Source organism: Paracoccus xiamenensis, assembly GCF_011308835.1.
Lineage (GTDB): Bacteria > Pseudomonadota > Alphaproteobacteria > Rhodobacterales > Rhodobacteraceae > Paracoccus > Paracoccus xiamenensis.
The window spans coordinates 1,133,756-1,154,207 of sequence record NZ_JAAOHY010000001.1 but is presented as its reverse complement, the minus strand read 5'-3'; the positions used below and the strand labels follow the sequence as shown (position 1 = coordinate 1,154,207).

The following is a 20,452-nucleotide window of genomic DNA, read 5'->3' as shown; positions in this document are numbered from 1 at the left end:
TTGGCAGAAATTTCTTCCGCCCTACGATTGATATTGTTCGTGGTGCCGGATCACTTCGGCGATCACGAAATTCAGGAATTTGCGCGCGAATTCCGGGTCGAGATCGGCCTCGCGCGCGAGGCGTTCCAGCCGCTCGATCTGTTGCGCTTCGCGCGCGGGATCGGACGGCGGAAGGTCGTGTTCGGCCTTGAGACGGCCGACGCTTTGGGTGTGCTTGAACCTTTCGGCCAGCGTATAGACGAGGATCGCGTCCAGCCGGTCGATGCTGGCGCGGTGTTCCTTCAGCAGGGCGGCGGCGCGGGCGACGGGATCGGTCATTGCGGCCCCCGATTGCGCGTCACAATGCGTACACAGGCTGTACACAGGGCGTACACTGGCAGTGCTGACATCATGCGGCTCCTTTCGGGTGGCGATAGATCAGGCAGGGGGTGCCGCGGATCTGGAGGTCATCGGCCTGGACACTTGCGCCGGAACGTCCATCCAGCCGGTCAGCCGGGGTTGTCGCCGATGCCCGGAGCGCCCGCGGCGCAGCGGTGGCGCTGCACCCGGTTTCCAGCACCGGAATGTCGACGGACAGGCTGGGCATCACTTCTTCCCGAACAGCCCCGAAAGCCCGCCCGGCAGGCCTGCGCCGCCCAACTGACCGCCAAGGCCCTTGGGGTCCTGCAGCATCTTGGTCGCCTCGGCCATTTTTGCGGGATCGGCATTGGCCATGTCGGGCAGACCGCCGCCCTTGCCCATCATCGCGCGCATGGCCTGTTTCAGCATGCCGCCCTTCATCTTGCCCAGCTTCTTCATGGTGTCGCCCATCTGCCGCTGCATCTTCAGCAGGCGGTTCAGTTCCGACACTTCCAGGCCCGCGCCTTCGGCGATGCGCTTCTTGCGGCTGGCTTGCAGCAGGTCGGGATTGGCGCGTTCCTTGCGGGTCATCGAGTTGATGAGCGCGATCTGGCGGCGGATCATCTGGTCGTTCATGCCGGCGTCTTCGGCCTGCTTGGCCATTTTCGACATGCCCGGCATCATCTGCATGATGGAGCCCATGCCGCCCATCTTCTGCATCTGTTCAAGCTGCGACCGCAGGTCGTTCATGTTGAACAGGCCCTTCTGGAAGCGCTTCATCATGCGCTCTGCCTGTTCGACCTCCAGCACCTGCTGGGCCTTTTCGACAAGCGCCACGATGTCGCCCATGCCGAGGATGCGGCCGGCGACGCGTTCGGCGTCGAAGGTTTCCAGCGCGTCCATCTTTTCGCCCAAACCGACAAAGCGGATGGGCTTGCCGGTGACGGCGCGCATCGACAATGCGGCACCGCCGCGCCCGTCGCCATCCATCCGGGTCAGCACGACGCCGGAAATGCCGACCTTGGCGTCAAATTCGGTGGCCACGTTGACCGCGTCCTGACCGGTCAGGCCATCGACGACCAGCAGCGTTTCGCGCGGCTGGGCGATGTCGCGGACGGCCTGCACCTCGTCCATCAGGACTTCGTCGATATGCAGGCGGCCGGCGGTGTCCAGCATATAGACGTCATAGCCGCCCAAAGATGCCTGCTGCTTGGCGCGCTTGGCGATCTGAACGGCGCTTTCGCCCTTGACGATGGGCAGGGTGTCGACGCCGATCTGGGTGCCGAGGATCGCCAGCTGTTCCATGGCCGCCGGGCGGTTGGTGTCCAGCGAGGCCATCAGGACGCGTTTCTTTTCGCGGTCCTTCAGGCGCAGGGCCAGCTTTGCGGTGGTGGTGGTCTTGCCCGAGCCCTGAAGCCCGACCATCAGCACCGGCGCGGGCGGATTGTCGATGCGCAGCGCGTCCGGCGCACCTTCGCCCTGAAGAACCTTGATAAGTTCGTCATGAACGATCTTCACCACCTGCTGGCCGGGCGTGACCGATTTCGTGACGGCCGCGCCGGTTGCCTTGTGGGTCACCGATTTGACGAAGCTGCGCGCGACCGGCAGCGAAACATCGGCCTCCAGCAGGGCGGTGCGCACCTCGCGCAGGGCGGCGGTGACGTCATCCTCGGACAGGGCGCCCTGCTTGGTCAGCCGGTCGAAGACGCCGCCAAGACGGTCGGACAGGTTCTCGAACATGCGGGCCTCCTTGGGGTCCGTTAGGTGCTGCGCGGGCGCGTAATGCGCAAACGCCCCCGTGGGCGCAACGCGCTGACGGGGGGCGATCCCCGCGCAATTGTCGGGGACCGGAAGGGCAGACCTTCCGGGAAATCGCCCCGCAGATACGAGGCGGGGCGGCGAAAGTCAAGCGAAACGGAAAACCGAGGGGCATTAACCCGGTGTTCACCGCGCGAAGCTAGTCTGACAGCGAATCGGGATGGGATGCAAACTGGCCATGAACAGATGAGCGATCATGTAACTAATGCGCTGCCCCAGATGGGGGGCGTGTGATAACCGGCAGAAGACGGGTTACAGCCGGCGCCGCGCGCGCAAGGCAGCGGTGATGGTGCCGTCATCGAGATAGTCGAGCTCTCCGCCGATCGGGACGCCTTGGGCCAGGCCGGTAATGGTCAGCTGCGCGGGCAGGGCATCGGCGATGTAATGGGCGGTGGTCTGGCCCTCGACCGTGGCATTCAGCGCCAGGATCACCTCGGTCACGGCTTCTGCCTTTATCCGGGCCAGAAGCCGGGGAATGCCCAGATCGTCGGGGCCGATATCATCCAGCGCTGACAGCGTGCCACCCAGGACGTGATAGCGCCCGCGAAAGGCGCGGCCGCGTTCCAGCGCCCACAGGTCGGCCACATCCTCGACCACGCAGAGCTCGCCGGTCTGACGGCTGGGATCGACGCAGATCTCGCAGATCTCGCTGTCCGAGACATTGCCGCAGCGCGCACAGGGGCGGGCGTTTTCCGCCACCCGCGCCATCAGCGTGGAAAGCTGCGCCATCTGGCCCGGTTTGCGCCCGATCAGCGACAGCACGATACGCCGGGCCGAACGCGGGCCAAGGCCCGGCAACCGCGCCAGCGCGCCGATCAGCGCCTGGATGTCGTCGCCGCCTTCCTGCATCGTTTAGAAGGGCAGCTTCATGTCGGGTGGCAGGCCCAGGCCTTCGGTGATACGGGCCATTTCGGACTGCGCGCGATCCTGCGCGCGCCGCTGCGCATCCTTGATCGCGGCAAGGATCAGATCCTCGACCACTTCCTTTTCCGACGCAACGAAGATCGACGGGTTGATATCCAGCGCGGTCAGATCGCCCTTGGCGGTTGCGGTCGCCTTGACCAGCCCCGCCCCAGCCTCGCCGGTGACGGTGATACTGGCCAGATTTTCCTGCATTTCGGCCATCTTGGCCTGCATGTCCTTGGCGGCGGACATCATCTTGGCCATGTCGCCAAGGCCACCCAATCCTTTGAACATCTCTTACTCCTCGTCCTCGAAGGGATCCCATTCCTCGGCAGCCGCGACCGGGCCGGCGCCGTCATCATGCAGCGCGCTTCCTGTTCCCAGGGCGGCCGGTTCGTCTTCGGCGGGGGCAGGCGCGACGCGCCGCGCCGACAGCAGGCGCGCGGCCGGGAAAGCGGCCAGCACTGCCTGTACGGTGGGGTGGTTTCGCGCGCGCTCCATCGCCTCGGCCTCGATGGCGGCGCGGGTTTCGGCGACGGTCGGGGCACCGCCGGAATTGACCACGCTGACCGCCCAACGCTGCCCGCCCGTCCAGCCGCGCAGACGTTCGGCCAGCCGCGCGGCCAGATCGCGGGGGGCGTCCGATGTCGGTTCGAATTCGATCCGGCCGGGGCTGTAGCGGGCCAGCCGCAGGTGATTTTCCACCGCGATCAGCAGCGGCATGTCGCGCATGCGCCGGATCAGTTCCAGCACGCTGTCGAAGTCGGGGTAAGAGGCGATCAGCGCCTGAGGCGCCTGCGCCAGGGCCGTCGCCTGACCATGCGCGTTGCCCTGGGCGATTGCCGCCGGGCGGTCCTGCACGGCATCCACCGACGCGCGGGCCTGTGGTGCCTGGCCGCCGGGCCTGCTGCCATTGCCGCCGCCGGGGCGGGTCAGTTCACCCGCCTGCTGCGCGGACTGGATCTTGCGGATCAGGCTTTCGGGGTCGGGCAGGTCGGCGGCATGGGTCAGCCGGATCACCGCCATTTCCGCGGCCATCATCGCATTGGGCGCGGCCGAGACCTCCTCCAGCGATTTCAGCAGCATCTGCCACAGCCGGGTCAGAACCCGCATCGGAATGCGTTCCGCCAGACCCGCGCCACGCGTGCGTTCGTCCGGCGAAATCGTCGGATCTTCCATGGCTTCCGGCGTGATCTTCACGATCGAGATCCAATGCGTGATCTCGGCCAGATCGCGCAGCACGGCGACCGGATCGGCGCCATCGGCATATTGCGCCTGAAGCTCTGCCAGTGCCTGGGCGGCATCGCCGCGCAGGATCATCTCGAACAGGTCGATGACGCGGCCGCGGTCGGCAAGACCCAGCATGGCGCGCACCTGCGGGGCCGTCGTCTCGCCCGCGCCGTGGCTGATCGCCTGATCCAGAAGCGAGGTCGCGTCACGGGCCGAGCCTTCGGCCGCGCGGGTGATCAGCGCCAGCGCATCCTCGGTGATCTGGGCGTCTTCGGCACCGGCAATTTTCTGCAGCAGCGCGATCATCACCTCGGGCTCGATCCGGCGCAGGTCGAAACGCTGGCAGCGCGACAGAACGGTGACGGGCACCTTGCGGATCTCGGTGGTGGCGAAGATGAATTTCACATGCGGCGGCGGTTCTTCCAGCGTCTTCAGCAGCGCGTTGAACGCGCTGGTGGACAGCATGTGAACTTCGTCGATGATATAGATCTTGTAGCGCGCGGAAGCGGCGCGATAGTGAACGGATTCAATGATTTCGCGGATGTCGTTCACGCCGGTCCGGCTGGCGGCGTCCATCTCCATCACATCGACATGGCGGCCTTCGGAGATCGCCACGCAATGCTCGCACTGGCCGCAGGGTTCGGTGGTGGGGCCGCCCTGTCCATCGGGGCCAGTGCAGTTCAGGCCCTTGGCGATGATCCGCGCGGTGGTCGTCTTCCCGGTGCCGCGAATCCCGGTCATGATGAAGGCTTGCGCGATGCGGGACGCCGCGAAGGCATTCTTCAGCGTGCGCACCATCGCATCCTGGCCAACCAGGTCGGAGAAGGTTTCCGGCCGGTATTTCCGGGCCAGCACCTGATAGTTTTGTTCGGTCTCGGTCATCTCGCCTCGTCAGGATCGCGCCACATTAGCCGGGGGGATGCGGGGCGACAACCGGGCAGATGGGGGTGGCGAGGGGCGCATGCAAGTGAGGTTCGAGATGCGTGTGGATTGGGGGCGAAACGCGGTGAAGGCTGTTTGCCCGCCGCGCCGGGCAAATTCGGTATTCGCCCCGAGGTGCTGGGGTGCCGCTTTCAGTCAGACTGCCTGTCAGGATGACCGGTTAATCAGGGCAAAGCCGCCATTTGTGGCTGGTTCGACGCGAGGCTGGTCAGAGGTCGGTGTGACTAATGCTGCGCTGCGTACAGATGCCTGCTTTTGGCAAGTTGGTTTAGTCCAAGGGTTATTTAAAGACCTGAGAGCCTCAATTCCGCTTGGCAAGGAACAAGCGTCTAGGTACGAGTTTGGCCATGACCTTTGACTTGAAAAAAGCCCTTAGTTTTCCTAGCATTCATTACTCTGTCGCCAGACGCGACAAGGTAATGAACCGTTTCGGACCGCTCTTCCGCGACCCGTCTAGCCTCACGGCGCAAGACTATCACGATTTCCTTAGCATTAGGCACAATCACCATTGGTCGGGATTGGAACGCCTTGGCCGCCCCGCGGTAAATGACATGGACAATCTGCGGGCAGCTGTAGCCATCCTTGTCGATGAAGCTGCGCCGCTTTCGGATAGGTTCGACACGGCTTTGTCGATGGTTCATGGTGTCGGGGCGGCTACGCTCTCGCCGATGTTGCTGCTCGCATATCCTGATCGCTACGGCGTTTGGAATGGCACCAGTGAGCCGGAAATGCGTGACCGCGGTATTTGGCCAACCTTCCCGCATGGATCATCACCTGGAAAAAAATATGAAATTATCAATTCGGTACTGATCGACCTGGCTAAAGAACTCGGGGTTGATCTGTGGACGTTGGATGCTCTCTGGTGGGTCAGCAAGTTAGAGCGCCAGAACAATGGTGAAATCAAGGACGCCAGATTTAAGGCAGTCTGGAGCATGGCGCACCACGCCGAGCAAACCGCTAGGCAGTCCTACGGCCAGACCGTTGAGCGTACCGTCAAGAACAAGGACCTCAGGCTTTCAAAAGAAGCGCTCATTTCGCATCTAAACGAATTGCTGGATGAAACTGGTAATCGTTGCGCAATCACAGGCCTCACTTTGCAGTTCGAAGGTTTAGACGATCAACTGACGCCTTCTCTGGATCGTATTGACAGCAACGGTCATTACGAAGCGGGAAACCTACAGGTAGTGGCGCGCTTCATCAATTTTTGGAAGAGCGCCACCGAGGATGCCGAGTTCCGAAGGCTAATCGCCATTGTACGGGGCGAATAGCTTTCACCTCGCTCCAAAACCTATACGTTTCTGTCACGAACGAGAACGACCGCTTCTGACCCGCTCTGCCTCCCGAAGCAGCCATTATCGTAACCGCAGCATAAGCCCGCTAAATCCCGCGATCTGCTCCTTCGAAGAATGCGCCGCGACGTTCGGCTATAGAGGAAGGCTTTAGCGGCAAATGAGGGCGTTTTGGGGGCGCGGCTGCTAGCCTGAGGCGCTGTTTTCCATCGCCGCCGGGAAAGACAGGTGTGGCAAGCGACAAGCGGCTATGCTCAGGCCAACCCGCATGCGGACAGAAACTATCGCGACGATGGGAGGGGTGAGAGACTGGACAGCGACCCGAACGAATTTCGTTACGGCTGCTTCCTTCCGGACCTGACCGGGTTGGCGATGCGTTCGCCCGCGCCAGCCTCTCGCGGGTTAAATAGGCAAGGTGGCGGGCCGATGCAAGCCCGTTCAGAAATTCAGGACCAGCCGTTGAAAACCGGTTTCGGTCAGGCCGAGGCTTTCGGCGGGCAGGGGGCAGTCGGCGGCGATGGCGGCGGCGGCGGTATCAAAGCTGGCGCGGCTGCCTGCGCGCGCGGAAAGGCCGAAGAAAGCGGCATCGCCCGGTGGCGGCGCGTCGGCATTGCCCAGATGGCGGGCGATCAGGTCGCGGACGCGGATGCGCGCTTTTTCCGGCAGAAGGCAGGTCTTGCCCGCCGTCAAAGGCGCATACAAGGGGCCGCCAGACATGCGGTAGCTGTTGGTCACCAGCAGGAACCTGTCGTCAGCGCGGAGGCTTCGGCCCTGATGGCGCAGCGCCTCGACGCGGCCCCGATCGGCCTGGGGTCGGCCGGCGCTGTCATAGGCGGCGGGGCGCGACAGGTTGATCCGATAGTCGAGGCCGGCGACGATATCGAACTGGAAGCCCGGGATGGAGGGGGCGATCAGGGGGTGGATCTCGCCATCATCGGGCAGTTGCGCGAAAATCGTTGCGGCGCGTTCCAGCCAGTCGGCGATCTCGGCGCCGGTGATCTGAATTGCCGCGACGTGGTTGGTGAAGGGATACAGATTCGAAAGATCGCCGCGCCGCAATGGGCCCGCAGCTATCGAAACGAAATTGCCGGGGCCGCCGCGCCCGCCGGTGCGGAATGGCGCGAAGGCGGTCAGGACCGGCAGGTCGTTCGAGGGCAGTGCCGAGTCGATATGCGCGCGCAGGGCGGATTCGACCAGGCGCAGCCCGGCATCGCGGCCGAGCAGCGAGAAATGGCTGCGCAGCGGAAGCGCGCTGTGACCGACCGGCCGGGACAGGCGGGCCGCAACCTCGGCCGGGACCGCCGTCATGGTATCGGCAAGGCTGGGGCAGGGCGCTTTGGCGGCGGGCAATGCCTCGGCGCGGCTGCAGGTGATCCGCCAGGCCCCCGGTGCGCCCTGCAGGCGCAGCGATATCGCGGCCAGATGCGAACCGGCGAAACCGGCCTTTACGATCGGTGCGGTGGCGGCCGAAGCGGGATGAACCAGTATTTCATGCGTGTGGCCGGCGATAACCGCATTTACGCCTTCGATTTCGGCGATTGCCCCGGCGGCATTTTCGGCACGCGGGACCGGCCCGCTGCCATATCCGCCATGGCTGAGCGCGATGATCACATCCGCGCCACGTGCGCGCAGCGACGAAACGGCCCGGCAGGCCGCGACAACCACGTCCTCGGTCTGCAGATCCCGGGCCAGTTCGGCCTCCCAATCGACGGTCTGAGGGGGCAGCACCCCGAAAACGCCGACGTTGAGGTCATGGTCCTGGCCGGTTTCATCCTGCATCCGGCGGGTCAACAACAGCGATTCGGACCACAGTCTTGCGCCTCGGGTCAGGCCGGCATTGGCCAGCGTCAGCGGATAGGCCGCATCGCGCAGCACCCGGCGCAGAAATTCGACGCCATTGGCGAAATCGTGATTGCCGAGATTGGCGGCGTCATAGCCCAACCCGTTCAGCGCCGCGATGGCGGGGTGAATGTCGTGCGGGCCAAGCCCTGCGCGGGCGAGCTCGTCCGCCAGGGGCGTGCCCTCGATCAGGTCGCCATTGTCAAACAGCAGGACATTGGCGCAGCTTGCGCGTTCGGCCGCAATCAGCGGTGCAAGACGGGCCAGGCCGCCCGTGGCGGTTTCGGCCCCAAGATGCATATGCAGGTCGGTCGTGGCCAGAATGCGCAGGTGCAACGTGGTCAACTGGGTTGAGCCGGGCAGTCGGGTGGGCGGTTTGGTGCCGTCGGGCATCTGGTCTTTTCCGTCTTGTCACGCCAATGTGACGTGGCCCCTTTTCAGGTAAGATTAGGCGGCAGAGGCTCAGCTATGCAACCTAAGATTGTGAAAATAACAAGATTTCGCGGTTGCAACCTTGCAAGGCAGACTTCACACCACTATCGACGTTCAACCGTAGCAAGTATCAGCCACCATCATGAAATTCTCCACCAGAATTGATAAGGAAGTCACGGCAGAACGCATGTTCGATGCCATGGCCGATTTCGACCGGATCGAGCGGATGCTGATGCGTCGCGGCGTTTCGGTAAATCGTGTCAGCAATATCTCGGCAGGCGCGCGCGCCTGGGATCTGGCATTCGACTGGCGCGGCAAGCGGCGCGAATTGCGGCTGATGCTGGTCCAGTTCGACTGGCCCGAGCGGCTGGCGCTGACCGGTCAATCCACCGCGTTTGACCTGCGGATCGACCTGTCCGTGGTGGCGCTGGCGTTGCAGCGGTCGCGCCTGATCTTTGAATTCGAGATCAAGCCGCGCAACATGCGGGCGCGCCTGGCATTGCAGACGGCGAAGCTGGGGAAAGCTCAGCTGGACCGCAAGGTTGCCAAGAAAGTCATGGAATTCGTTGAGGACGCCATCGGTTGAGCCGGGCCTTGTGCCGGCCGCAGGCGACAAGCCCATGCGAGGGCGCGGCGCGGCTCAGCCCTGGTGGGCGCGCAGCTGTTCGGCCCGCAGCGGGTCGGCCGGATAGACGCCCAGGACATTCAACATCGAGGTGAAATAGCCCAGCTCGTCCAATGCGCGCTGCACGGCGGGATCTTCGGGGTGGCCTTCGATATCGGCATAGAACTGCGTCGCGCTGAAAACGCCGTCGACCATGTAGCTTTCAAGCTTGGTCATGTTCACGCCATTGGTCGCGAACCCGCCCATCGCCTTGTACAGCGCCGCGGGAATGTTGCGCACGCGGAAGACAAAGCTGGTCAGCATGCCGTCTTCGCCCGCGCGGTTCGGGCGGCGGGCATAGTTGGGTTCACGCGACATGATAAGGAATCGGGTGGTGTTGTTCTGGCGGTCCTCGATCTCGTCGGCGAGGCTGTCGAGGCCATAGATTTCGCCCGCCAGCGGCGCGGCAAGTGCGGCAATGTGACGCTGGCCCTGTTCGGAAACGATTTTTGCTGAACCGGCCGTATCAGCACCGGTAATGCCACGGATGGCGTGTTCGCGCAGGAAGTTGCGGCACTGGCCCAGCAGGACCGTATGGCTCATTGCGTCGGTGATGTCCGCAAGCGGGGTGCCGGGCACTGCCAGCAGACTGATATGGACGCGCACGAAGGCTTCATCGATAATATGCAGACCGGATTCGGGCAGCAGGTGATGGATGTCGGCCACCCGGCCATAGGTCGAGTTCTCGACCGGCAGCATGGCCAGATCGGCCTGACCGGAACGCACCGCCTCGATCACGTCCTCGAAAGTGCGGCAGGGCAGGGCCTTCATATCGGGGCGGGCGTCGCGGCAGGCCTGGTGGCTATAGGCGCCGGGTTCGCCCTGAAAGGCGATCAGGTTGGTTTTCTTGGTCATCTTCAGGGCCTCCCGCGTCAGATCGACATTCGGGGCGTGAACTATACCTTGAACCACCCGAAAGAAAGCGGATAGATACGGCCAGAATTTGAACACTACCTAGCGGGGACGGCAAATGTTCAACACCATGACCATCACCAAGGCGTCGGGCGCGCTGATCGGCTCGCTGTTGGCGCTGCTGCTGCTGTTCTGGGCCGGCAGCTCGCTTTTCTATGTGGGGCCTCCGGGTGGTCACGGCGAGGGCGAGGAAATCGCCCAAGCCTATACGATTCCGGTCGAGGAAACCGGCGGCGGAGAGGCCGAGGTCGAGGAAGAGATCGATTTCGGCGCGCTGATGGCGTCGGCCGATGCTGCCAAGGGCGAAAAAGTCTTTGGCAAGTGCAAGGCCTGCCACAAGCTTGACGGCTCGGACGGTATCGGCCCGCACCTGAACGGTGTGGTCGATCGCGCCGTGGCCGGCGTCGGCGGGTTCGGCTATTCCGATCCGATGGTGGCCCATGCCGCCGAGGCGCCGACCTGGACGGCCGATGCGCTGCAGGCATTCCTGGCCAACCCCAAGGGCGTCGTTGCGGGTACGAAGATGTCCTTCGGCGGCCTGCCCAAGCCCGAGGATCGCGCCAACCTGATCGCCTATCTGCAATCGCAGCCCTGATCTGACCCTTAGCGTCATTTCTGCGCCCGGCCCTTGCGGCCGGGCGTTTTCGTTTGCGGCCTGTTCACGAAATCGCGGATTGATCCCGGCGCGCGCGGTGCCGTAGCCTGCTTTCCAACAGATTTGTGAAGGACCGCCATGCGCCGCACCGAATTTCTTGCCGCCCTGATCCTGCCCATGTCGCTGCTGGCCGGCCCCCTGGCCGCGCAGGAGGCCGCGCCCGCAGCCGACGCGACCGCCGAGGCAACCACCGTGGCCAGCGGGATCGGTGTCTTCGGCGCCCCGAAACTGCCGGCGGATTTCCAGCACCTGCCATATGTGAACCCGGATGCGCCGAAGGGGGGCGAGTTCTCGATGTCGTGGACGGGGGGCTTTGACAGCTTCAACCCCTATACGGTCAAAGGCCGGGCACCGATTCTGTCCACGGTCATGCACGAATCCCTGATGGAGGGCACGGCGGACGAGATCGGCGCGGCTTACTGTCTGGTCTGCGAGACCATCGAATATCCCGAAAGCCGCGACTGGGTGATCTTTACCCTGCGCCCGGAGGCGAAGTTTTCCGACGGCACCCCGGTGACCGCCGAGGACGTGTTTTTCACCTATGAGACCCTGCGCACGAAGGGGCTGAATTCGTTCCGCAACGTGATCGCCCAATCCATTGCCGGGGCCGAGGTGCTGGACGAACGCCGCATCCGGTTCGATTTCGTCCCCGGCTATCCGCGCCGCGATGTGATTCAGGGCGCGGGCGGGTTGCCGGTCTTTTCGAAGAAGGATTTCGAGGATAACGGCCGCGATCTGGAAGCCAGCAGCCCAACGCCCTTTATCGGATCCGGCCCCTATATGTTCGACAGCGCCGATATGGGGCGCAGCGTGGTCTGGAAGCGCAATCCCGATTACTGGGCCAAGGATCTGCCGCTGAAACGCGGGCGGCACAATTACGACCGCATCCGCATCGAATATTTCGGCGATTCCGAAGCCGCTTTCGAGGCCTTCAAGGCCGGGGAATACACCTTCCGCAATGAAAATTCGTCGATTGCCTGGGCCACCGGCTATGACTTTCCGGGCATCCGTAACGGCCATGTCGTCAAGGCGGCGCTGCCCGATGGCAGCAAGGCGTCAGCGCAGGGGTTCTTCTTCAACCTGCGGCGCGAGAAACTGCAGGACCCCCGTGTGCGCGAGGCGATCGGGCTGATGTTCAACTTCGAATGGGCCAACAAGGCACTGTTCTATGACCTTTATACTCGCACCGAATCCTTCTGGGATAACAGTCAGTTGAAGGCGATGGGCAAGCCGGGCCCCGATGAGCTTGCCCTTCTGGAGCCTTTGGCCGCCGACCTGCCAGATGGGATTCTGACCGAAGACGCAGTGGTGCCCGCCAAGGGGGGCGAACGGCAGATGGACCGCCCGGCCCTGCGCCGTGCTGCCGCCCTGCTGGATGAAGCCGGTTGGGTTCCGGGCCAGGACGGGATGCGGCGCAATGCGGCGGGTCAGATGCTGAGCATCGAGTTCATGAATGACAGTCAAGCATTTGATCGCGTTATAAATCCTTACGTCGAGAACCTGCGTGCCATCGGCGTTGATGCGAAGATGACGCGGGTCGACGATGCCGAATATGAAACCCGCCGGTACGAGTTCAACTATGACATCATGATCAGCCATGCGCTGACCGACATGATTGCCGGGGACGGGCTGTATCAGCAATTCGGCTCGCAAGGGGTGAATGACGTGTTCAACCCCTCGGGGCTGTCGAACCCGGCTATCGACAAGTTGATCGGCGCCGCCGTCGCCGCCGATACCGAGGCCGAGATGGTGACCGCCACCCATGCGCTTGACCGGGCGCTGCGGGCGCTGCGGATCTGGGTGCCGAACTGGTACAATGCCGATCATCTGGTCGCCTATTACGACCAGTATGAGCACCCGGCCGAATTGCCCCCCTATGCGCTGGGTGAACTTGATTTCTGGTGGTATAACGCCGAAAAGGCCGAAAAGCTGAAAGCGGCCGGGGCGCTGCGCTAGGGCGCGGCGTCACTGGCACAAAGACCAAGGGCGGACCAAACCGCCACATGCGGGCAAAGGGCGGGCTATGGCGGCTTATCTTCTGCGGCGGCTGCTGCTGATCATTCCGACGCTGATCGGGATCATGGTGGTGAATTTCACCCTGACCCAGTTCGTGCCGGGCGGGCCGATCGAACAGGTGATCGCCAAGGTCCGGGGCGAGGGCGACGCCTTTGCCAATATCGCCGGCGGCGGTGGCGACAGCGGCGGCGTCGAATATGCCGGCGCGCAGGGCCTGCCGCCCGAATTCATCGCCGAGCTTGAACAGGAATTCGGCTTCGACAAGCCGCCCCTCGAACGTTTTCTGACGATGATGGGCGACTATCTGCGCTTTGATTTCGGGGAAAGCTGGTTCCGGTCAACCAGCGTGGTGGACCTGATCATCGAAAAGATGCCGGTCTCGATCACGCTGGGGCTGTGGTCGACGCTGCTGGCCTATGTGATTTCGATCCCGTTAGGCATCAGAAAGGCGGTGCGCGACGGCACGCCCTATGACACCTGGACCTCGACGCTGATCATCATCGCCTATGCGATCCCGGCCTTCCTGTTCGCGGTGATCCTGATGGTGCTGTTCGCGGGCGGGTCATACTGGAAGATCTTCCCGTTGCGCGGGTTGACCAGCAGCGATTTCGACACCCTGTCGACCTTTGGCAAGATCAAGGATTACCTGTGGCACATCACGCTGCCGGTGACGGCCTCGGCGATTTCGGGCTTTGCGACGCTGACGCTGCTGACGAAGAACAGCTTTCTGGACGAGATCAACAAGCAATATGTGATGACCGCCCGCGCCAAGGGCCTGACCGAGCGCCGCGTCCTGTACGGTCATGTCTTCCGCAACGCGATGCTGATCGTGATCGCGGGCTTTCCGGCGATGTTCATCGGCATGCTGTTCGGGTCGTCCATCCTGATCGAGACGATCTTTTCGCTGGATGGTCTCGGCCGGTTGGGGTTTGAGGCGGCGGTGCAGCGCGATTACCCGGTGATCTTCGGCACGCTTTACGTCTTTGGGTTGCTGGGGCTGCTGGTCGGGATCCTGTCGGATCTGATGTATGTGCTGGTCGACCCACGCATTGATTTTGAAAAGCGGGCAGGCTGATGGCACTTTCCGAACTCAACCGCCGCCGCTGGCGCAATTTCCGCCGCAACACCCGCGCCTTCTGGTCGCTGGTCATCTTTGCGGTCCTGTTCACCGTGGCGATGTTCGCCGAGCTTGTCGCCAATGACAAACCCATCGTTGTGAGTTACCGGGGCGAGTTGTATTTTCCGGTCTACAACTTCTATCCCGAAACCACCTTCGGCGGCGATTTCGCCACGCAGGCGATCTATACCGACCCAGCGGTGCAGTGCCTGATCGTCTCGGGCGGGCGAGAGGAGTGCTGGGACGACCCCGAGGGGTTCATGGCCTTCGTCAAAAGCGGCAGTTCCGACGTGCCCCGCACCGAACAGGGCTGGGCGCTGTGGCCCATCATCCCCTACAGCTACAACACCATCAACAATGTCGGGCAGGCGCCAAGCGCGCCCGACGCCGCCCATTGGCTGGGCACCGACAATACCGCGCGCGACGTGACGGCGCGGGTGATTTACGGCTTCCGCACCTCGATCCTGTTCACGCTGATCGTGACGGTCATCGCCTCGACCATCGGGATCGCGATGGGGGCGATTCAAGGCTATTTCGGGGGCCGCACCGACATCATCCTTCAGCGGGTGATGGAGATCTGGCAGAACACGCCATCGCTGTACGTCATCATCATCCTGTTCGCGATTCTGGGGCGAAGTTTCTGGCTGCTGGTCTTCGTCACCATCCTGTTCGGCTGGCCCGCACTGGTGGGCGTGGTCCGGGCCGAGTTCCTGCGGGCGCGCAACTTTGAATATGTCCGCGCCGCCCGCGCCCTTGGGGTCAGCGACCGGGTCATCATGTTCCGCCACATCCTGCCCAATGCCATGGTCGCCACATTGACCATGCTGCCCTTCATCGTCACCGGCACGATCTCGGGCCTCGCGGCGCTGGATTATCTGGGCTACGGCCTGCCCGCATCCGCGCCGAGCCTTGGGGAACTGGCATTGCAGGGCAAGCAACACCTGAAATCGCCCTGGCTGGCCTTTACCGCCTTCTTCACCTTCGCCATCATGCTGTCGCTTCTGGTCTTCATCTTTGAAGGCATCCGTGACGCTTTCGATCCCCGGAAGACCTTCAAATGACCGTATCCGACACCATCCGGCCCGAGGTCGTTCTGGACGTGCAGGACCTGAAGATCAGCTTTCGTCAGGACGGCCAGCTGATCCCGGCGGTCAAGGGCGTCAGCTTCCAGATCCGGCGTGGCGAGACGGTGGCGCTGGTGGGCGAATCCGGCTCTGGAAAATCGGTCACGGCGCTGTCGACGGTGCAATTGCTGGGGGATGCGGCCAAGCTGGACGGCGCGATCAGCTATGAGGGCCGGCAGATGGTCGGCGCGCCCGAATCGGTGCTGCGCGATATTCGGGGCAACGATATCAGCTTTATCTTTCAAGAGCCGATGACCTCGCTGAACCCGCTGCACACGCTGGAACGGCAGCTGTCGGAAAGCCTGGCGCTGCATCAGGGTCTGAAGGGCGCACAGGCACGGGCGCGCATCGTCGAGCTTCTGGACCGCGTCGGCATTCGCAACGCCGAAAGCCGGCTTCAGGATTATCCGCATCAGCTGTCCGGCGGGCAGCGCCAGCGGGTGATGATCGCCATGGCGCTGGCGAACCGGCCCGAGCTGCTGATCGCGGATGAACCGACGACCGCGCTCGACGTGACCATTCAGGCCCAGATCATGGATCTGCTGGCGGAACTGAAACGGGATGAGCAACTGTCGATGCTGTTCATCAGCCACGATCTGGGGCTGGTGCGCCGGATCGCGGACCGGGTTTGCGTGATGAAAGACGGCGAGATCGTCGAGCAGGGCGCGACCGAGGAGATCTTCGCCAATCCGCGGCATCCCTATACCCGCAAGCTGCTGGGGGCCGAACCGCAGGGCCGCGCCCGGCCCGTGCCCGAAGGGGCCGAGGTCATGGCCGAGACCCGCGACCTGAAAGTCTGGTTCCCGATCAAGCGCGGCTTCCTGCGCCGAGTCACCGGCCATGTGAAGGCCGTTGACGGCGCCACCCTGTCGGTGCGGCGGGGCGAGACCTTGGGCATCGTCGGCGAAAGCGGTTCGGGCAAGACCACGCTGGCGCTGGCGATCATGCGGCTGATCGAAAGCGATGGGCCGATCCTGTATCTGGGGCAGGACATCTCGGGCTGGGGCGGGCGGCAGTTGCGCAGGCTGCGCCGCGACATGCAGATCGTGTTTCAGGATCCGTTCGGAAGCCTGTCGCCGCGCATGACCATCGAACAGATCATCGCCGAGGGCTTGGGCGTTCACGGTGTCGAGCCGGGCCGCAACCGGCGCGAAATGGTCGCCGAGATCATGGCCGAGGTCGGGCTGAACCCCGAAACCATGCACCGCTATCCGCATGAATTTTCCGGCGGGCAGCGCCAGCGCATCGCCATTGCACGGGCGATGATCCTGCGGCCCAAGGTGGTGGTGCTGGACGAACCGACCTCGGCCCTGGACATGACGGTGCAGGTGCAGATCGTCGATCTGCTGCGCAATCTGCAGGAAAAGCATGGGCTGACCTTTCTGTTCATCAGCCACGACCTGCGCGTTGTGCGCGCCATGGCGCATCAGATCATGGTCATGCGCGCCGGAGAGGTGGTGGAACAGGGGCCGGTCGATCAGGTTTTCGACGCGCCCGAAACAGACTATACCCGCGCGCTGATGGCCGCCGCCTTCCGCGATCGGGAAATCAAGGAACTTACGTGAAGCTACTGTTTGTACATCAAAATTTCCCCGGTCAGTTCCCGCATCTGGCACCGGCCATGAAGGCGCGCGGCCATGACGTTCTGGCCATGACCGACCAGAAGAACCAGCGTCCCAGCCCGATCGGGGTGGTGAAATACAAGACCCCCGAGGCCATGACCTGCAGCCAGTCGCTGGCGCTGTCCTATGCCGATCATGTTGAACGCGGGCTTTTGGCCGCGCGCGGCGCGCGTGCGTTGCGCGACCGGCACGGCTATACCCCCGATGTGATATTCGGGCATTCCGGCTGGGGCGAGACGCTGTTCCTGCGCGAGATCTGGCCCGACGCGAAGCTGCTGGTCTATGCCGAGCTTTTGTACCGCACCCGCGGGCAGGATGTCGGCTTTGATGCCGAGATGACACGTGATCTCGATTGGGCGCGATTCTCGACCACGGCGCGCAACGCGCATCTGGCCATGGGGATCCTGCAATGCGACGCGGCGCTGTCGCCGACGCGTTACCAAGCCGACAGCTTCCCGGCCGAGTTGCAATCGAAGATCACCGTGATCCATGACGGCATCGACACCGGGGTGATGGCCCCCGATCCTGCCGCCAGCTTCACGCTGCCCAATGGCCGGGTGCTGCGCGCGGGCGACGAGGTGCTGACCTATGTGTCGCGCTCGCTGGAACCTTACCGGGGCTTTCACGTCTTCATGCGCGCGCTGCCCGAGGTCATGGCCGCGCGTCCCGATGCGCAGGTCGTGCTGATCGGCGGCGACGGTGTCAGCTATGGCGGCAAGCCGCAGGATGCCGACAGCTGGAAGGCCAAGCTGCTGGCTGAAACCGAGGGCCGGATCGACCTTGACCGGGTGCATTTTCTGGGACGCGTGTCTTACAGCGATTATCGCCGGGTGATCCAGATCGGGCGCGTTCACTGCTATCTGACCTATCCGTTCGTGCTGTCCTGGTCACTGACCGAGGCGATGTCGGCCGGCGCCTATATCGTCGGTTCTGACACAGAGCCGGTGCGCGAGCTGATCCGCGATGGCGAAAATGGGCGGCTGGTGCCGTTCTTCGACGTGCCGGCACTGTCGGCGGCGTTGATCCGGGGACTGTCAGGGGCCGACCGCCAGGCGGATGCGCTGCGCAGGGCGGCGCGTCAGACGATTCTGGACGGTTACGACCTGCACAGGATCAGCTTGCCGCGTCTGATCGACTGGGTAGAAAGCTTCGCCCCAGCCGGTGATCCGGCGGTCACAGCGGCAGGCTGATCCGCGCCGCCATCCCGCCAAGGGTATCGTCGCGGCCCAGCGTCAACCCGCCGCCATTCAGCGCCGCCAGATCGGCGACAATGGCCAGCCCCAGCCCGGCACCCGGCCCGCGTTCATCCAGCCGGGTGCCGCGCGCCAGTGCCTTTGCGAAATCGCTGTCGGCCATGCCCGGCCCGTCATCGGCGACGGTCACAGTGATCCGCCGCGCCTGCTGCTGCGCGCGGATGGCGATGCGGCTGCGCGCCCATTTGGCGGCGTTTTCCATCAGGTTGCCCAGCATTTCCTGCGCATCCTGCTGTTCCACCGGCAAGGCCGCGCCGGGCGGCAGGTGCAGTTCCAGCGCGATGCCGCCATCTTCCAGCGCCCGGCGCAGCACCAGCGCGATATCATCGACGACCGGCGCCAGTGCCGTGTGCTGCCCCAGAACGCGGCGCCCCCCGGCGCTGCGGGCGCGTTTCAGGTGCCAGGCGATCTGGCGATCCATGCGCGCGATCATGCCCTGACCGGGATCGTCCGCGGCCATCTCGCCCTGCAGGGCCATCAGCGGGGTTTTCAGCGAATGGGCAAGATTGCCGATCTGTTCGCGGCTGCGCGCCAGCTGTTCGCGGTTCTGGGCCAGCAGGGCGTTGATTTCCTGGGCGACGGGCCGCAGCTCGGTCGCGTCGGGTAGGGGCAGGGTGGCCGTTTCGCCCGCCCGCACCGCCCGCAGGTCACGGCCCATCGCCTTCAGCGCGCTGAGGCCCCATGTCACCTGCACCAGCACCGCCGCCCCGAGGCCCAGCCCCAATGCGATCAGCGTCAGGGCCAGCGGGCGACGCACGGCGGAAAGTGCGGCGTCGATTTCTGCCTGTGGGGCGGTGACGGTCAGGCTCAGCGCCTCGGTACTGCCGGGGATGGTGAAGTCGCGCCGGGTCAGGCGCAGGGCGGCGCCGTCCGGCCCCGCATCGCCGGCCAACTGCGCCTGATACAGCGAATCCGAGGTCGCAAAGACCTGCCCATCCGCCGCGATCTGCCAGTACCAGCCCGAAAGCGGCGCGGTGAAGCGTGGATCGGTCAGCGGATCGGGCAACTGCGCAAGGCCCTGCGCGTCGGCCTCGGTCGCGGCCATCAGTGCATCGGCGACGGCGGCGGTTTCGGCGTCAAAGCGGGTGGTGACAAAGCGTTCCAGCACGCCGCCGATGACCAGCCACGCCGCCAGCAGCGCCATCACCAGCCAAGCAGCCGACAGCCACAGCAACCGCCCCCGGATCGAACGCCAGCCGGTCACGGTTGGTCCCGCAGCACATAGCCCTCGCCGCGGCGGGTCTCGATCACGCCTTCGCCGGTCTTCTTGCGCAGCCGGCCGATCACCACCTCGATCGATTTGAAATCGCGGTCGGCATTGGCGTCGTACAGATGTTCAGCCAGTTCCGTGCGCGACACGACGCGGTTCTTGTGGTGGATCAGATAGGAAAGGATGCGCTGCTCGAACGCGGTCAGTTTCAGCGCCAGCCCGTCGCGGGTGATGACGCCCAACTGGCTGTCCAGCCGCAGCGCGCCCGCCGCAATCACCGGCTGGGCATGGCCGGCGGCGCGGCGGACCAGCGTCTGGGCGCGGATCGCCACCTCGTCCAGGCGGAAGGGTTTGACGGCATAGTCATCGGCCCCGGCGCGAAAGCCTGCGACCTTGTCGGCCCATTCGCCGCGCGCCGTCAGGATCAGCACCGGCATGGCGATGCCCGCCGCGCGCCAGCTTTCCAGTACCGCGATGCCGGGCATGCCGGGCAGGCCCAGATCCAGCACCGCCACGTCATAGCTTTCCGTCGCGCCCAGATATTCGCCCTGTTCGCCATCGCTGGCGCAATCGGTCACGAACCCCGCATCCTGCATGGTCTGGGCAAGCTGGGCGGACAGGGTCGGGTCGTCTTCGACAATCAGGCAGCGCATCAGTCGCGTTCCTTTTCCATGCTGCCGTTTCCCTTTCGCGCTTTGGTCAGGCCGCGTCCGCGTACCTCCAGCACCTTGCCGGTCACTGCGTCCAGCCGGAACAGCAGGATATTGCCCTGCGGAGACAGCAGCGTCATTTCCTGCACGACCTCGGCCCCCAGCGCGAATTCATAAGGCCGGGGCTGATCGAGCCGCGCCGCCAGCAGCCTGCCGTCGAAACGCCCGGCCACGATCTTCACGGCCTCGTGAAGCGGCATCAGCGGCTGGGGCCGCGCCGGCTGCGCCAAGGCGGGCGGGGCAAGCGCCAGCAATAGAAGGGCGATACGGATCATATCGGCAATTTAGCCCGGATAAGGTAAACGGAATCCCAATGGCTCATTGGTGATTGGTTCGCAAATGATTCGCTAGACCGGCGATATCGGGGGCGACGCCCT

The 20,452-nt window shown here is 64.1% G+C and carries 19 protein-coding genes and 1 other RNA gene; 8 read left to right on the top strand and 12 right to left on the bottom strand.

Features of this window, described 5'->3' with window-relative positions; translation table 11 throughout:
* Positions 1 to 21: 21 nt before the first annotated feature.
* The 6 genes from G7044_RS05695 to G7044_RS05670 all read right to left on the bottom strand — a co-directional run bounded on the left by G7044_RS05695 (position 22) and on the right by G7044_RS05670 (position 5,172).
* Positions 22 to 318 (bottom strand): chorismate mutase, encoded by a 297-nt coding sequence (locus G7044_RS05695; protein ID WP_166326825.1) that lies wholly within the window; start codon positions 316 to 318, stop codon positions 22 to 24.
* A 70-nt stretch (positions 319 to 388) separates the two neighbouring features.
* Positions 389 to 586 (bottom strand): hypothetical protein, encoded by a 198-nt coding sequence (locus G7044_RS05690; protein WP_166326823.1) that lies wholly within the window; start codon positions 584 to 586, stop codon positions 389 to 391.
* Positions 586 to 2,079: a signal recognition particle protein gene (gene ffh / locus G7044_RS05685; protein WP_166326821.1), complete on the bottom strand. Its 1,494-nt coding sequence runs from the start codon at positions 2,077 to 2,079 to the stop codon at positions 586 to 588. The genes G7044_RS05690 and ffh overlap by 1 nt, the downstream gene beginning before the upstream one ends.
* A gap of 330 nt (positions 2,080 to 2,409) precedes the next feature.
* Positions 2,410 to 3,006, bottom strand: a complete 597-nt coding sequence (gene recR, locus G7044_RS05680; RefSeq protein ID WP_166326819.1) for a recombination mediator RecR — start codon at positions 3,004 to 3,006, stop codon at positions 2,410 to 2,412.
* Positions 3,007 to 3,009: 3 nt separating this feature from the next.
* Positions 3,010 to 3,354 (bottom strand): YbaB/EbfC family nucleoid-associated protein, encoded by a 345-nt coding sequence (locus tag G7044_RS05675; protein WP_166326817.1) that lies wholly within the window; start codon positions 3,352 to 3,354, stop codon positions 3,010 to 3,012.
* 3 nt (positions 3,355 to 3,357) lie between these two features.
* Positions 3,358 to 5,172 (bottom strand): DNA polymerase III subunit gamma/tau, encoded by a 1,815-nt coding sequence (locus G7044_RS05670; protein ID WP_166326815.1) that lies wholly within the window; start codon positions 5,170 to 5,172, stop codon positions 3,358 to 3,360.
* A gap of 407 nt (positions 5,173 to 5,579) precedes the next feature.
* On the opposite strand from G7044_RS05670, the gene G7044_RS05665 reads away from it, so the two are divergent.
* Complete coding sequence (locus tag G7044_RS05665) at positions 5,580 to 6,500, top strand: hypothetical protein (RefSeq protein ID WP_166326813.1); 921 nt, start codon at positions 5,580 to 5,582, stop codon at positions 6,498 to 6,500.
* A gap of 321 nt (positions 6,501 to 6,821) precedes the next feature.
* On the opposite strand, the gene ffs is transcribed toward G7044_RS05665, so the two are convergent.
* Positions 6,822 to 6,918, bottom strand: an RNA gene (ffs, locus tag G7044_RS05660) — signal recognition particle sRNA small type.
* A gap of 41 nt (positions 6,919 to 6,959) precedes the next feature.
* The gene (locus tag G7044_RS05655) at positions 6,960 to 8,753 is read right to left on the bottom strand and encodes a 5'-nucleotidase C-terminal domain-containing protein (protein WP_166326811.1); all 1,794 of its coding nucleotides are present in this window, start codon (positions 8,751 to 8,753) and stop codon (positions 6,960 to 6,962) included.
* A 181-nt stretch (positions 8,754 to 8,934) separates the two neighbouring features.
* On the opposite strand from G7044_RS05655, the gene G7044_RS05650 reads away from it, so the two are divergent.
* On the top strand, positions 8,935 to 9,378 hold the full coding sequence (locus G7044_RS05650) for a hypothetical protein (RefSeq protein WP_166326809.1): 444 nt from the start codon (positions 8,935 to 8,937) through the stop codon (positions 9,376 to 9,378).
* A 54-nt stretch (positions 9,379 to 9,432) separates the two neighbouring features.
* Here G7044_RS05650 and G7044_RS05645 read toward each other — a convergent pair whose 3' ends face one another.
* The gene (locus G7044_RS05645; RefSeq protein ID WP_166326807.1) at positions 9,433 to 10,311 is read right to left on the bottom strand and encodes a prephenate dehydratase; all 879 of its coding nucleotides are present in this window, start codon (positions 10,309 to 10,311) and stop codon (positions 9,433 to 9,435) included.
* A gap of 115 nt (positions 10,312 to 10,426) precedes the next feature.
* Between G7044_RS05645 and G7044_RS05640 the strand changes: the two genes are divergently transcribed.
* From G7044_RS05640 to G7044_RS05615, 6 genes are all read left to right on the top strand, one after another.
* Complete coding sequence (locus G7044_RS05640; RefSeq protein WP_166326805.1) at positions 10,427 to 10,963, top strand: c-type cytochrome; 537 nt, start codon at positions 10,427 to 10,429, stop codon at positions 10,961 to 10,963.
* A gap of 177 nt (positions 10,964 to 11,140) precedes the next feature.
* On the top strand, positions 11,141 to 12,979 hold the full coding sequence (locus tag G7044_RS05635; protein ID WP_407947386.1) for an extracellular solute-binding protein: 1,839 nt from the start codon (positions 11,141 to 11,143) through the stop codon (positions 12,977 to 12,979).
* 67 nt (positions 12,980 to 13,046) lie between these two features.
* On the top strand, positions 13,047 to 14,114 hold the full coding sequence (locus G7044_RS05630) for a microcin C ABC transporter permease YejB (protein ID WP_166326801.1): 1,068 nt from the start codon (positions 13,047 to 13,049) through the stop codon (positions 14,112 to 14,114).
* Entirely contained in the window at positions 14,114 to 15,217 is a 1,104-nt protein-coding gene (locus tag G7044_RS05625) for an ABC transporter permease (protein WP_166326799.1), read from the top strand. Before G7044_RS05630 ends, G7044_RS05625 begins: the two co-directional genes overlap by 1 nt.
* Entirely contained in the window at positions 15,214 to 16,845 is a 1,632-nt protein-coding gene (locus tag G7044_RS05620) for an ABC transporter ATP-binding protein (RefSeq protein WP_166326797.1), read from the top strand. Before G7044_RS05625 ends, G7044_RS05620 begins: the two co-directional genes overlap by 4 nt.
* Positions 16,842 to 18,092, top strand: coding sequence for a glycosyltransferase (locus tag G7044_RS05615; protein ID WP_166326795.1), 1,251 nt, complete (start codon positions 16,842 to 16,844; stop codon positions 18,090 to 18,092). The genes G7044_RS05620 and G7044_RS05615 overlap by 4 nt, the downstream gene beginning before the upstream one ends.
* On the opposite strand, the gene G7044_RS05610 is transcribed toward G7044_RS05615, so the two are convergent.
* Genes G7044_RS05610 through G7044_RS05600 form a run of 3 tightly spaced genes read right to left on the bottom strand, consistent with a single transcriptional unit; the run spans position 18,076 to position 20,350 of the window.
* Positions 18,076 to 19,359, bottom strand: coding sequence for a sensor histidine kinase (locus tag G7044_RS05610; RefSeq protein ID WP_328803813.1), 1,284 nt, complete (start codon positions 19,357 to 19,359; stop codon positions 18,076 to 18,078). The genes G7044_RS05615 and G7044_RS05610 overlap by 17 nt on opposite strands.
* Positions 19,356 to 20,018, bottom strand: a complete 663-nt coding sequence (locus tag G7044_RS05605; protein ID WP_166326793.1) for a response regulator transcription factor — start codon at positions 20,016 to 20,018, stop codon at positions 19,356 to 19,358. Before G7044_RS05605 ends, G7044_RS05610 begins: the two co-directional genes overlap by 4 nt.
* On the bottom strand, positions 20,018 to 20,350 hold the full coding sequence (locus G7044_RS05600; RefSeq protein ID WP_166326791.1) for a PepSY domain-containing protein: 333 nt from the start codon (positions 20,348 to 20,350) through the stop codon (positions 20,018 to 20,020). Before G7044_RS05600 ends, G7044_RS05605 begins: the two co-directional genes overlap by 1 nt.
* Positions 20,351 to 20,452 lie beyond the last annotated feature (102 nt).

Excerpts from the sequence above, each read along its gene's own strand:
- G7044_RS05695 (WP_166326825.1), bottom strand. The coding sequence starts at position 318 with ATGACCGATCCCGTCGCCCGCGCCGCCGCCCTGCTGAAGGAACACCGC.
- G7044_RS05690 (WP_166326823.1), bottom strand. The coding sequence starts at position 586 with ATGCCCAGCCTGTCCGTCGACATTCCGGTGCTGGAAACCGGGTGCAGC.
- ffh (WP_166326821.1), bottom strand. The coding sequence starts at position 2,079 with ATGTTCGAGAACCTGTCCGACCGTCTTGGCGGCGTCTTCGACCGGCTG.
- recR (WP_166326819.1), bottom strand. The coding sequence starts at position 3,006 with ATGCAGGAAGGCGGCGACGACATCCAGGCGCTGATCGGCGCGCTGGCG.
- G7044_RS05675 (WP_166326817.1), bottom strand. The coding sequence starts at position 3,354 with ATGTTCAAAGGATTGGGTGGCCTTGGCGACATGGCCAAGATGATGTCC.
- G7044_RS05670 (WP_166326815.1), bottom strand. The coding sequence starts at position 5,172 with ATGACCGAGACCGAACAAAACTATCAGGTGCTGGCCCGGAAATACCGG.
- G7044_RS05665 (WP_166326813.1), top strand. The coding sequence starts at position 5,580 with ATGACCTTTGACTTGAAAAAAGCCCTTAGTTTTCCTAGCATTCATTAC.
- G7044_RS05655 (WP_166326811.1), bottom strand. The coding sequence starts at position 8,753 with ATGCCCGACGGCACCAAACCGCCCACCCGACTGCCCGGCTCAACCCAG.
- G7044_RS05650 (WP_166326809.1), top strand. The coding sequence starts at position 8,935 with ATGAAATTCTCCACCAGAATTGATAAGGAAGTCACGGCAGAACGCATG.
- G7044_RS05645 (WP_166326807.1), bottom strand. The coding sequence starts at position 10,311 with ATGACCAAGAAAACCAACCTGATCGCCTTTCAGGGCGAACCCGGCGCC.
- G7044_RS05640 (WP_166326805.1), top strand. The coding sequence starts at position 10,427 with ATGTTCAACACCATGACCATCACCAAGGCGTCGGGCGCGCTGATCGGC.
- G7044_RS05635 (WP_407947386.1), top strand. The coding sequence starts at position 11,141 with ATGTCGCTGCTGGCCGGCCCCCTGGCCGCGCAGGAGGCCGCGCCCGCA.
- G7044_RS05630 (WP_166326801.1), top strand. The coding sequence starts at position 13,047 with ATGGCGGCTTATCTTCTGCGGCGGCTGCTGCTGATCATTCCGACGCTG.
- G7044_RS05625 (WP_166326799.1), top strand. The coding sequence starts at position 14,114 with ATGGCACTTTCCGAACTCAACCGCCGCCGCTGGCGCAATTTCCGCCGC.
- G7044_RS05620 (WP_166326797.1), top strand. The coding sequence starts at position 15,214 with ATGACCGTATCCGACACCATCCGGCCCGAGGTCGTTCTGGACGTGCAG.
- G7044_RS05605 (WP_166326793.1), bottom strand. The coding sequence starts at position 20,018 with ATGCGCTGCCTGATTGTCGAAGACGACCCGACCCTGTCCGCCCAGCTT.
- G7044_RS05600 (WP_166326791.1), bottom strand. The coding sequence starts at position 20,350 with ATGATCCGTATCGCCCTTCTATTGCTGGCGCTTGCCCCGCCCGCCTTG.